Consider the following 12,870-nt stretch of genomic DNA (forward strand, 5'->3'; position numbering starts at 1 on the left):
ACTATGAAAGATTGGTTAGAACTACTAAACGAGACAAATATTGATTTAGATGAGTATAAAGAGGAAACTCTTAATGATATAGAAAAGAAGACACTAAAAAATAATTTGAAAAAAAGTATAAGGAAAAATAAAACTAATAAATACAAAAAACCTATTATAGCTTCAGCAGTTATATTATCAATAATAATATCAACAAATATTAAAGTTATAGCAGATACATTAGAAAAGTTAATTAGTAGAAATCCTACGGAGAGTTTTCAAAATTATAATAAAACAAAGTTAGATGAATATAAAAATATAATTGATAAATCCGTAACTAATAATGGAGTAACTATTACTATAAATGAGTTTATATTTGATTATGATAACATAATAGTAACATACACATTAGAGGGTGAAAAAATAGATACTCAAGATATTAATATCTTACCTAAGATATTGATTGACGGTAAAGAAGTAAAAAGAAGAGGAGTGTCTGCAACATATAGCGGTGAAAATAAAAATTTGAGACAATTTATCTTAGAACCTAGAGATCCTATAACTAAATCAGGGGAGTTTGATGTCAAAATATTAATTGGAGGTAAGGATGATTTTTCACAAGATAGAATCATCGAAGAAGGTAAATGGGAGTTCAATTTTAGGGCTAATAATTTAGCAATAAATGAATTTATTGAAAAGTTTGATTTAAATAAGAATATTAACTTAAATAAATATGGTAGCATATGCATGAAGCGTGTTATTAAAACACCGATGTCTACTATAGTTGAGCTTTCATCAGAAAACTTATTAGTGGAAAATGAAAATGTAAGTGTAGGGTGTATTTTAGAAGACTCTGATGGTAATATTTTAGAAAAAATATCCGAACAGAAGAGATACGATTATTCAGATTTGGAAAGGGGAACATATATATATAGATTTAAAAGTATAAATAGAGAATCGAAAACCATAAAAGTTACCCCTATAATTTTACTTAACTCTGTATATGATGAAAACAGCAAATATAATAAAGAGTTGAGAGAATATTCTTTAGAGTTAAATTTAAGTAAGTAGGGAGATTGTTAAATATTAAATACTTATCAAAGTGTGGTGCAAATAAAAGTATAAAATTATTTCATTGAACACTATAATGATATATAATAATTACGAAATATGTAATTATTAACAATAAAAAATAGTTTATCAGGGAGGAAGAAAAATGACTTTAATGAAAAACATGACTTGGTATGAATTTAATGAAAGAAAAGACAAGGATATAGTAATACTACCTGTAGGTTCAGTAGAACAGCACGGGCCTCACTTACCGCTTTACACTGATACAATTATATCAGAGGGATTTTCTAGTCTTTTAGCCAATAGAGTAAATGGGATAGTAATGCCATCCATAAATTATGGATATAAATCTCAACCAGCATCAGGAGGAGGACCATTATTCCCTGGTACGATAGATTTAAATGGTTCAACACTAATTGCGATAGTAAAAGATATATTAGAAGAATTGATAAGAGATGGAGTAAAAAAAATAGTTTTAATAAACTCTCACTTTGAAAATCAAGCATTTTTACTAGAGGCGATAGATTTAGTAAGCAGAACTATGCCGGAAGGAACAAAGATTTTAATGATGAGTTGGTGGGATTTAATAACCCAAGAAACTATTGATAAGGTGTTTGATGAAGTAGAGTTTCCAGGGTGGGCACTTGAACATGCCGCTATAACAGAAACTTCTTTAGTATTAAAATTTGCTCCAGATACAGTTCATATGGATAGGTTAATAGATGAGAAAATAGAAGAAGTTCCAACATATCAAGTTTATCCAATACCAAAAGACTTAGTGCCTAAATCAGGACTTTTATCGATAGGTAGAACTAGTTCAAAAGAAAAAGGTGATTTAATAGCAAAAGAAGCTTTAGATGGTATGGTTAAAGTAATAAAAAAAGAATTTACTTAAAATAAATATAGTTAAAACAGACATTAAAAGGATAGAGGATAAATTTTTATTAATATAAATTTATTTACTATCCTTTTTTGGAAGGAAAAATGTATTAATATGGTGAATATTATATAGCTAGGTAAATATTAGATTTTTATAAATCTTTCTAGTATTGGAGTGGGGAGCATAAGTTAAATAGGGGGGAAATAATGTTTAATTTACTTAACAGAAAATCTATTAAGAGTATAGAGAGGTCAATAGATAAGTATAATGAAGTTTTAGTAGACGATATAAATTTGAAAATGCGTATTAGATGTAGAAATAAGATATATACAACTGATGTAGAGTTTTTTGATAATAGGGAAGTTGTATTTAGATGTCCTATAGATAGACATGATATTATTAGATTTAATAATAAAAGCATTGTAAAAGTAGACTTTGTAAGTTATAGTGGATTATACATAACTGAACTTTTAATAACTGAAAAAATAATGAAGGATGATGTATTATATTATAGAGGAGAAATTAATTCTCCAATAGAAAAAAGGCAGAGAAGAAAAGATTATAGGCTGCCAATAACTTTAGATTTAAGCTATACTTTATTGCCAAGGGAATATTCCCAATACAGCGGGAGCACTTTAGATATAAGTTCTAATGGCATGCTTATGGAAACGTATGAAAATATTTATCAAACCAAAAAATTAAAGATAAATATTGATATAGACGGGAAAAAATATACTATAAAGGGTACTGTATTGAGAAAAAGAAATAATTTTAGTAACGGTACATATTTATACAATATAAAGTTCGATGACTTAAGCAGTAGAAACAAAAGTGAAATAGCTAGATTTATATTTGACACTAAAAGAGCCCTAGTTAAAAATTAGAAACTTGGGTTTAATATTAGAAAATAAGCACAATTCTTTACACTAAGAAGGGTGCTTTTTTAAATTTAGATATTACATATTTAGGTCATTACAATAAATTTATGATAACAAGAAAATGGGTGATAACATGGACTTTAAGACATTAAATGCAATAATAATAAATAATACAGAAAAAACAAGATTAGATAGGGGTAAGTCTTACTACAAAGATGGTTATGTAGAAGAAGTACAATATACAAGTGAAGATAGAAATTTAAGTATAAGTGGAAGGGTAGAATCTGAAAATCAAAGAAGAGTATACAATAGTTCAATAAGTGTAAACTTGGATGAGAAAAGGATTATATCGGGAAAATGTGATTGCAAAGATTGTATGTCTAGAAGTACACCAAAGGAATTAGCTATATGTAAGCATATAGTAGCAATGACATTATACGTGATAAATTTACTTAAATCAGATGTAGTGAGCAACCTAAAACAGAAAACTATAACAGTAAAAAATAAAACTAGGTTATCAAGGAGTGTTGACTTTATAAATAATGATTTCTTAACATATTTCGAAACAAAACCTAGAGAAAAGGTGAATTTAGAAATAAGTTTAGAACTAGTTCCTGGAGGAATTGTTATAGCTGATTTTAAGATAGGCATAGATAAGATGTATATATTAAAAAATATAAGAGACTTTGCATACGCCAGAGTAAATTCAAAAGATGTAATATATGGTGTGGATTTTGTTTACAACCCAATAAACAATTATTTTGATTCAGATGATGAGAAGGTAGTTGATATGATAGAAGAGTATGGGATGGGACTTTCATATGAATCAACACAAAGAGAATATAGGTATATGAGAGTTACAGGACCATCGGTAAGAAGGTTGGTAGAAGCACTTAAATATAGGGATTTTGAACTTAAATATAGAAATACATACTACAATCCAAAGGTAATAAAGGGAGATCTGCCTATAGATATAAGTATGGAACTTATAGAGGATGAGATTCTATTAAAAAGTGAAAATGTACTTCCTATGCCAATATCCCAAAAAGGTGATGTGGTGTTTTACAGGGGTGATATATATTTACTTAGTTCTGAAAGTGGGATTTACTACAAAAAATTATATGAAATTTTAGATGAATATAAGGAAATTAGATTTGCAAAGGACGCAGTAAGTAAGGTGCTTACAGACTTAGTTCCAAAGCTTAATAACATATCAAATAGAGTAAATATAGATAAAAAAATAGAGGAGAATACTTGTAAGGAACTTACAGTTAAATATTATTTTGATCTAGAAGATGGGAAGGTTGTTTGTGATTTAAAGTTCTATTATAAGGGTGAAGATGAAGGAAAGTTTATAATTAAAGATATAGAGAAAGAAGAACAAGCAAGGTATAGGCTTTATACATATTGTTTTGAAAGAGACAAAGACAAGTATGTGTTTAGAGGAAATGATTATGAACTGTATGATTTTTTAAGTAAAGAAATAAATAGACTCAAAAATATAGGAGAAGTTTATTACTCAGATAAATTAAAAGAGAAAAAAATATATAATTCAACTTCAATAAAGGTAGGCTTAGGTGAAGAGGTAAATCATTACTTAGATTTTAATTTTGAAATTGAAGGTGTAGATAAAAAAGAATATAAAAAAATAATAGATGCTTTTAAATCAAAAAAGAGATTTTATAAATTAGGTGATGGTAATTTTGTTGATTTAGAGGATGAAGAAACAAAAGAAATGTTTAAATTAATGGAGAGTTTAGGTTTTTCTAATAGTTTAAACGATATGAAAGTACATGCAAGTAAGGCCTTATATATTAATGATTTAATTATGGATAAGAAATTACCTTATATAGAGGGGGTAGAGAAAACTAAGGAAATAGTTGATCGTTTTAAAAATATAGATAAGGTTAAAAGTGATATACCTGATGAGCTAAATGCAACCCTTAGAGATTATCAAGTAGAGGGATTTAATTGGTTTGAAATTTTAGATTACTGTGGTTTTGGTGGAATACTAGCCGATGAAATGGGGCTAGGAAAAACAATACAAACCATAACATTCTTACTATCTAAAAGAGGTAAAAAAAGTATAATAATAACTCCAACATCACTTATACACAACTGGAAAAATGAATTTGAAAAATTCGCTCCAAGTTTAAGTGTTGGAATAGCACATTCACTTAAAAAGGAAAGAGAAAAGGTTATAGATAATATCGGTAGTTATGATGTTATTTTGACAACTTATGGAGCTTTAAGGAATGACTTAGAAAAGTATGAAAAAATAAATTTTGATTACTGTATTATAGATGAGGCACAAAATATTAAAAATCCTACAGCCATAAGTACGGATGCAGTAAAATCTATAAAAGCCTCGAATAAATTTGCACTTACAGGAACTCCGATGGAGAATAATCTCATAGAGTTATGGTCTATATTTGACTTTATTATGCCGGGATATTTATACAATATAACTAAATTTAATGCTATCTTTATTAAGGATGAGGCACAAATTGAAAATCTAAAAAGGATGATAACACCATTTATTTTAAGAAGAACCAAAAAGCAGGTTATAAAAGAGTTACCCGACAAAATAGAAAGACAGTTTTTAGTAGAATTAACAAAAGAGCAAAAGAAAATATATGGTGTATATATAGAGGAAATTAAGAATAAGTTACAGCAAAAAAGTGATATAAAAGATAGGATAACAGTATTTTCCTATTTAACAAAGTTAAGACAACTATGCTTAGATCCGAGCGTAATAATTGAGGGATATAAAGGTAAAAGTGCAAAAATAGAGGCCTGCCTAGAAATCATAAAGGACTATATAGATGAAGGTAATAAAATACTGGTATTTTCCCAATTTACTAGTGTACTAAAAAATATAGGTAAGAAATTATCTAAGAATAATATCGAATATAGTTATTTAGATGGACAGACAAAGGCTATTGATAGGATAAAGCTTGTAGATGAATTTAATGAAAGTAAGTGCAAGAGGGTATTTTTAATATCTCTAAAGGCTGGAGGAACTGGACTTAATTTGACATCTGCAAACACTGTAATTCACTTTGACCCTTGGTGGAATCCGGCTGTTGAAGAACAGGCAAGTGATAGGGCACATAGGTATGGACAAAGACAAGTTGTAGAGGTTATAAAGCTTATATCAAGAGGGACGATAGAAGAAAAAATAGTTGAACTACAAGAAAGTAAAAAACAGCTGATAGACGATATAATAAACGTAAATTTATCTGATGGCAAAGTATTAAAAAGTCTATCTGATGATGAAATATTAAGTTTATTCAAATAGAATTTATAGCTGTAAAAAAAGCTGTACCATAGAAAAATGGTACAGCTTTTTGGGGGAAAATTATATTTTTCCTTAAATTATGATAATATAAGATATTATTATGAAATTATTTTCTGAGAAGTAAGATATGAAAATACTGAGGTACGCTCAACAGAATTACCCCATACAGAATCATATAAATTACTTATATAATCAGAGATCGATGGACCAACTTGATATAGTCCGGGAATATCATTATAAGAAGCTACAACATGAAATATATTAGAAATATAATCGTCCTGGTAAAGCTGTAAACCTAAATAATATTTTGGATAAGTTGATAATAAATACTCATCAAGCTCTTCGACAAAATCTATATATGAACATTCTAAGCCTGGCTTAGTAATATTTCTATTTACATTATAAAGTATATTTTTGTAACACATAAAAACACCTCTTAAATTAATTTGAGTTGGTACATATTATAATATGAGAAATCTATAATATTTGTTCGTATAGGTAGGGGATTTTAACTAAAAATGATGAATTTTAACTAAAAATGATGAATTTCAATAAAAACATATTGATAAAATATTTTGGAGGATATGAATTTGAATAATATAAAAATAGTGGATATAAGAAATTATACTGGATCAAAGTCAAATATAATAAGTGTTGATAATGAGGAAATACTGTATAGTAAGGAAGTTAAAGTGGATGGAATATACTATATTTGTATATATTGCTATAAAATTAAAATAAAAAAATTAGAGGAAGTTTATAGGTACAAATTAAAGAATCAAGAACATGAAACAGAAGAATATGAGTTTAACAATCAGTACTTTAGAGTTAACGATGAAAATATCACAATAATAAAAACCCATTTGAAAAGCAGTCTAGAGGTAGAAGTTATAGACAAAAAATCTAAACTAGTTAAATCAAAGCATTACTTTGATGTAGAAGGGGAGGTAACATCTATTCCAATAACTATAAATAGTCGTTACTTTATTTTCTATACTGAGTCAGGTGATTTAGATACCACACAAGATTCGATTTACCTATGTGATTTACTAGAAAATAGCATTCACTTGATAAGGAATTCTAAAATAAAGGATGGTCTTTCTGTTGTGCATGGGTTACTGGATATTATGCCGACATTTATCCATGATGGTGAGGAGTACTTAATATTTAATGAAACTTATATGGATGATTATGAGTATGAGTTGGACGTTTATGAATGGGTTAAATCTGAAGGAATAAATAAAGATAGAATCAAAGAGATAGAGGCACTATATCTAATTAGTGTAAACGACTTTACAGGGGCAATCAAGAATGGAGAACATGATATTCCTTTTATAGAAGTAAAGAAAAGACATTTAAATGGATGGGTAAGATATATTTTTATGGATGAAAAGAATATTTACTTTAGGGAAAAAGATTTTGACAATCAAATCGAAAAAATATATTCACTAGATAAATCTGATTTTAAAACCAAAACAGTAAAAGAGATAGACCATAGAAAGATTGAAGGAAGGTTGTTTTATGGTGATATTGTATATGAAAAAATAGAATCACAAAATTTTATTTATATTAAAGGTATTTACAACTGTGATTACGAATTAAGTTTTAAAAATGATATGAATACTTATTTTTGTGATTTTATAGGTGATAGATACTTGGTAACTAATCAATGGATTGAGGATAAAGAAGAAAACTATTTTGAGTTTGTCTATATTGTAGATACCAAGGAGAATAATTGTAATAAATATGATGGTACATGTAGAGTACATGATGATATTGTGGTACTGTATGACAATTCCGGGTACTTCGAATAGTTGTATATACCCAAATATTTGTCAACATATATAGATTATGATATTATAAAAGTCTGTGATAAAATCTGGTGTTTTTAATACGTTCAAGATTCAAAAATCTTTGAAAAATTAAGAATATTGATAATAATAACGAATGGAGGAAATAAAGTAATGGAAAATTTACCAAATTGTCCGAAATGTAACTCAGAATACACTTATGAAGATGGAAGTATTTTTGTTTGTCCAGAGTGTGCACATGAGTGGTCTTTAGAATCAGCAGATAATGAGGGTGCAGATGTTATAAAAGATGCAAACGGAAATGTATTAAATGATGGAGATGCTGTGACAGTAATTAAAGACCTTAAAGTAAAGGGAAGTTCATCTTCTATAAAAATAGGTACAAAAGTAAAAAATATACGTTTAATTCAAAATCCTTCTGATGGACATGATATTGAATGTAAAATAGATGGTTTTGGAGCTATGAAACTAAAATCTAGTGTTGTAAAAAAAGCATAATGTTATTTACTTAAAAGCTGGGAATTATTCCTGGCTTTTTTGTGATAGACTATTGACATTGACGCAACGTAATCCTTTATTATATCAACTAAGGATAACTGTGAGGAGGGAATCTAATGGAGTACACAACAAAAAAATTGGCCGAATTAGCAGGAGTTAGTGCACGAACTCTGAGATATTATGATGAAATTGGATTACTAAAACCATGCCGTATTAATTCATCAGGTTACCGTATTTATGGAGAAAAAGAAGTTGATTTATTACAACAAATTTTACTTTATAGATCAATGGATATGAAACTAGATGACATACAAAAATTAGTTTGTGAACCAGACTTTGATATTTGTAAAGAATTAGTACAACATCATAAAATGCTTATATCTAGGCGTAATCAGTTAGATCAAATAATTCTGACAGTTGAAAAAACATTAGCACATAAAAAAGGAGAGATAGATATGTCAAATAGAGAGAAGTTTGAGGGATTAAAAAAAGAAAAGTTAGCTGAGAATGAGGCTAAATACGGAAGAGAAATAAGAGAAAAATATGGTGAAGATGTAATTGAAAAATCTAACAAAAAATTCATGGATTTAACTGAAGATGAATTTGATATGATGAAACAAACTGAAGAGGAGATGTTTAAAGCCTTAGGGGAAGTTGTAGAAACTAAAGATTTAAATTCAGAAATAGCTAAAACTGTATATGAAAAACATAGAGATTGGCTAGGTTTCTCTTGGCCATCTTATTCAAAGGAAGCGCATATAGGTTTGGTTAAGATGTATGTTTCAGACGATAGATTTGCAAAATACTACAATGATAGATTAGGGTGTGATGCTGTTAATACACTACATGATATAATTATTAAATATGCAAAACAATAAAACATTTTTAATTTAACGAGAAGGAGACTATATTTCAAATAAGGGAGATAGTCTTTTTCTAATAATAAAATTCATCATAGATAAATTAATTAATAAGACGTATAATGGAAAGAATAAACTGTATAAAGACAGAGGTTAAAGGAGAAATATATGATAAAAAGAGAATTTGATATAAATGATATTGCTTATATAGCAAAAAATAGAAGGCTAAAGGCTCATATTGATGGAAGTGATACTAACACAAAAACTATATCTTTAAAAGCTGGAGATAAGGTTAAAATATTAGATTTTTATGAGATTGATAGATATGGCTATTCTTATGAAGCTGAGTATATGAAGGATGGTACTTCATATATTATAAGAAAACACTTGAGTCAGTCAGACTTAAAGCCTAAAGACAGTAATTAATACAAATTTGAGAAGAGGTTAATATTATGGATGGAACTAAAAGAGCAGATATAAATATAGGTGCAAGGGTAAAAGTTGTACAAAAACAAGATCAGCGTTCGGGAAAATTAACGGACGGAGTTGTTGAAAGAATTCTTACGAAATCCTCGAATCATCATCATGGAATTAAAGTTTTACTCGAGGGCGGTATTGTAGGTAGAGTTAAAGAAATTCTTTAAACTTATATTTGCTTATTAATATGCAGTATCACGAAGAGGTGATACTGTTTTTCGTGGAACAAAAACATACAAGAGTTTATTTAATGTCATATTCCTTGTTATTATAGCTCTAAAAATAATCAATCCTAAAAATAATCAAGCTAAATTTATAATTGTTTAGATATAAAAAGAGTAATACAATTAATAAAAGGATAAAAATATATAAGAATTTATAAAGTATAAGTTTTGGGGGGATAACATGGAAATTATTACTTTAGACGATACAAATTTGGACAGCGAGCATATTTGCTGCGCAATTTCAGATAAAAAAGGGGAGTGTCAGGTTTCATCTAAAAAAGCATGGCTAAGAGAAATGTTCAAAGATGGGCTTGTATTTAAAAAAGGGAATGTAAGAGGAAAAGTATTTATAGAGTATATACCAGCTGAAAATGCATGGTGCCCAATTATTGCTGAAAATTATATGTTTATTAATTGTCTATGGGTTTCCGGGAAATATAAAGGTCAGGGAATTTCTAACCAATTATTAAATGAGTGTATAGTGGACAGTAAGCAAAAAGGAAAGAGTGGACTAGTCGTGCTGAGTTCGAATAAAAAGAAACCTTATTTATCAGATCCAAAATACCTTAGACATAAGGGGTTTATTTTAGCTGATACAAAAGAACCATACTATGAGTTATTGTATTTGCCATTTAATGAAGACGCTAAAGTACCTAAGTTTAAGGGTATAAGCAAACGAAATATTATAACAGAGCCGGGATTTGTATTGTATTACTCTAATCAGTGTCCGTTTACATCAAAATATGTATCTGTTATTGACGATTATGCTAAAGAAAACGATATAAAACTTACTATATTTAAGTATAAAAATAAAGAAGATGCACAGAATTCATTAACTCCATTTAGCACATATAGCTTATTTTATAATGGGGAATTTATAACGCATGAGATTTTAAATGAGAAAAAGTTTAAAAGCATACTTAAGGATAAGGGTTTTGATATATTAAAATAAAAAATAGGTGGTGATACTTTGAAAAAAATATTTTTTTACGATACGCTTATAGGTGAAATAGGAATAGCTGAAAACGAGGGTTCAATAACTAATCTATTTTTTGGCAGAGATAATATTAAAGAAGAAGTGGTTATTGAAGAGACAAAGACTATAAAGACTGCTATTGAACAACTTAACAGCTATTTTTTAGGAGAAAGATTTGATTTTGACTTGCCTCTAAAGCCTCAGGGAACAGAATTTATGATGTCTGTTTGGAATGAACTATTAAATATTCCATATGGACAAACATCAAGCTATGGAGAGATAGCTAAGCGTATAGGAAATCCAAAAGCAGCTAGAGCTGTTGGTCTTGCAAACAATAAAAATACCATACCTATTTTTATCCCTTGCCATAGGGTTGTAGGTTCTAAAGGCAATTTAACTGGGTATCGAGGAGGACTGGACATAAAGAAAAAACTTTTAGATATAGAAAATATAAATAAAACTGTTTAAAAACTACAATATTTGGATAAATATCTACTACAAACAATTAAGGCGAACAGTTGGAGGTAATTTAAATGAAAGCATTTGTAGATAAAGATATTTGTATAGGGTGTGGCGCATGTACAGGAATATGTCCAGAAGTATTTGACATGGATGATGATGGATTAGCTGTGGCAAAGTCAGAAGAATTAACTGCTGATGTAGTAGATTCAGCTATAGAGGCCCAAGAAGGATGCCCAGTTTGTGCCATATCAGTAGATTAGTTAAAATTGTAAAATAGTTAGAGAAAAGGGGTATAGAGTTAACCTTTAAGGTAATCTATACTCCTTTTTTAGGTATAGAAAATTATGTTAGAAAATAACTAGTCAAAAAATTAAAAATAGTTCAACAAAAATATAACATGTGATATTATGTTATAAGAGTCTATTTAAAAAGGAGGAATTAATATAAGATGAAATCAATTTTAGTTATGGGTGGAAGCGACTTTATAGGTTCTGCACTAGCTAAATATCTAATTAAGTCTGGTTATAAGGTGGATATATTTACACCGGGCGAGAAGAGAATAAGCTATAAGGGATTTAATAGACACTTGATTTGCGACAGAATACAAAGAGATAAGGTGAAAAAAATTCTTGAAGGCAAAAAATACGAATACATATTTGATATTACAGCCTATACAAAGGAAGATGTAGAGATTCTTATAGACGCTATAGATAAAGACAGCCTAAAGAAATATATAGTTTTATCTGCAGGAGCAGTATATAAAGATTGTACCAAGAGAATGAAGGAAGACAGTGAAAAAGGTAAAAATGAGAATTGGGGAGATTACGCTTTAAAGATGAAGGAAGCAGAGGACTTTGTTATAAGTAGTGGTATTCCCTATGTTATTGTAAGGTCTACATATATATATGGCGAGCATAATAACTTATATAGAGAAACATATTTCTTTGACAGGATAGAAAGAGGAGAGGCAATACCAGTCCCAAGAGGAAAGAGTGTCAACAATCAGTTTATATATATAGGTGACTTGGTCAAAGTTTTCAAGAGTTTAATGAATAGTTCTCGTGTTAGGGAGGATTACAATGTAACAAATCCACAACTAATATCATGGAATGAACTTATACAGACTTGTGGTGAAATTATAGGAAAGACACCTATAATAAAGCCAATCGATGTTAATAAGGCAGGATGTGAAGAAAGGTCTTATTTTCCATTTATGCATATAGATTTCAGCTTAGACATAGATAAATTAATAGAACATGGTATTTATATTCCTAATATCTTGTTGAAAGAGGGTTTAACAAAGACTTATAAATGGTATAAGAAAAGTAAACCCAAATTATCAGATAATAAGATGGATAAAATAGACTTTGTACTTAAACAAACTCAAAAAGAAGGAAATGATGATAAATCAATTCATAGTGAGCTTTGTAAACAAGGTTAATTTTTAAGGAGA

General features: G+C 28.6%; 14 protein-coding genes. 13 read left to right on the forward strand and 1 reads right to left on the reverse strand.

Going from position 1 to position 12,870, the window contains the following annotated elements; all coding sequences use genetic code 11:
* Positions 1-3: 3 nt before the first annotated feature.
* The 4 genes from BUB34_RS03255 (at position 4) to BUB34_RS03270 (ending at position 6,109) form a co-directional block, all read left to right on the forward strand.
* The gene (locus BUB34_RS03255) at positions 4-1,050 is read left to right on the forward strand and encodes a DUF4179 domain-containing protein (RefSeq protein WP_073124198.1); all 1,047 of its coding nucleotides are present in this window, start codon (positions 4-6) and stop codon (positions 1,048-1,050) included.
* 145 nt (positions 1,051-1,195) lie between these two features.
* Entirely contained in the window at positions 1,196-1,945 is a 750-nt protein-coding gene (locus tag BUB34_RS03260; RefSeq protein ID WP_143153299.1) for a creatininase, read from the forward strand.
* Positions 1,946-2,136: 191 nt separating this feature from the next.
* The gene (locus tag BUB34_RS03265; RefSeq protein ID WP_073124200.1) at positions 2,137-2,814 is read left to right on the forward strand and encodes a flagellar brake protein; all 678 of its coding nucleotides are present in this window, start codon (positions 2,137-2,139) and stop codon (positions 2,812-2,814) included.
* 127 nt (positions 2,815-2,941) lie between these two features.
* The gene (locus BUB34_RS03270; protein ID WP_073124201.1) at positions 2,942-6,109 is read left to right on the forward strand and encodes a DEAD/DEAH box helicase; all 3,168 of its coding nucleotides are present in this window, start codon (positions 2,942-2,944) and stop codon (positions 6,107-6,109) included.
* Between the two features lie 98 nt (positions 6,110-6,207).
* On the opposite strand, the gene BUB34_RS03275 is transcribed toward BUB34_RS03270, so the two are convergent.
* On the reverse strand, positions 6,208-6,534 hold the full coding sequence (locus BUB34_RS03275) for a hypothetical protein (protein ID WP_073124203.1): 327 nt from the start codon (positions 6,532-6,534) through the stop codon (positions 6,208-6,210).
* A gap of 165 nt (positions 6,535-6,699) precedes the next feature.
* Between BUB34_RS03275 and BUB34_RS03280 the strand changes: the two genes are divergently transcribed.
* The 9 genes from BUB34_RS03280 to BUB34_RS03320 all read left to right on the forward strand — a co-directional run bounded on the left by BUB34_RS03280 (position 6,700) and on the right by BUB34_RS03320 (position 12,858).
* Positions 6,700-7,923, forward strand: coding sequence for a hypothetical protein (locus BUB34_RS03280; RefSeq protein WP_073124205.1), 1,224 nt, complete (start codon positions 6,700-6,702; stop codon positions 7,921-7,923).
* A gap of 150 nt (positions 7,924-8,073) precedes the next feature.
* Entirely contained in the window at positions 8,074-8,418 is a 345-nt protein-coding gene (locus BUB34_RS03285; protein ID WP_073124207.1) for a zinc ribbon domain-containing protein YjdM, read from the forward strand.
* 116 nt (positions 8,419-8,534) lie between these two features.
* The gene (locus BUB34_RS03290; RefSeq protein ID WP_073124209.1) at positions 8,535-9,296 is read left to right on the forward strand and encodes a MerR family transcriptional regulator; all 762 of its coding nucleotides are present in this window, start codon (positions 8,535-8,537) and stop codon (positions 9,294-9,296) included.
* 150 nt (positions 9,297-9,446) lie between these two features.
* Complete coding sequence (locus BUB34_RS03295; protein WP_073124210.1) at positions 9,447-9,704, forward strand: hypothetical protein; 258 nt, start codon at positions 9,447-9,449, stop codon at positions 9,702-9,704.
* Between the two features lie 26 nt (positions 9,705-9,730).
* A complete protein-coding gene (locus BUB34_RS03300) occupies positions 9,731-9,922 on the forward strand; it encodes a YwbE family protein (protein WP_073124212.1) in 192 nt (63 codons plus the stop codon).
* A gap of 238 nt (positions 9,923-10,160) precedes the next feature.
* On the forward strand, positions 10,161-10,931 hold the full coding sequence (locus BUB34_RS03305) for an N-acetyltransferase (RefSeq protein WP_073124214.1): 771 nt from the start codon (positions 10,161-10,163) through the stop codon (positions 10,929-10,931).
* Positions 10,932-10,949: 18 nt separating this feature from the next.
* Complete coding sequence (locus tag BUB34_RS03310; RefSeq protein WP_073124216.1) at positions 10,950-11,423, forward strand: methylated-DNA--[protein]-cysteine S-methyltransferase; 474 nt, start codon at positions 10,950-10,952, stop codon at positions 11,421-11,423.
* A gap of 65 nt (positions 11,424-11,488) precedes the next feature.
* Positions 11,489-11,677: a ferredoxin gene (locus tag BUB34_RS03315; RefSeq protein ID WP_073124218.1), complete on the forward strand. Its 189-nt coding sequence runs from the start codon at positions 11,489-11,491 to the stop codon at positions 11,675-11,677.
* A gap of 188 nt (positions 11,678-11,865) precedes the next feature.
* A complete protein-coding gene (locus tag BUB34_RS03320) occupies positions 11,866-12,858 on the forward strand; it encodes an NAD-dependent epimerase/dehydratase family protein (protein WP_073124220.1) in 993 nt (330 codons plus the stop codon).
* Positions 12,859-12,870 lie beyond the last annotated feature (12 nt).

This window comes from Asaccharospora irregularis DSM 2635 (assembly GCF_900129815.1).
In the GTDB taxonomy this organism is placed as follows: Bacteria; Bacillota; Clostridia; order Peptostreptococcales; family Peptostreptococcaceae; genus Asaccharospora; species Asaccharospora irregularis.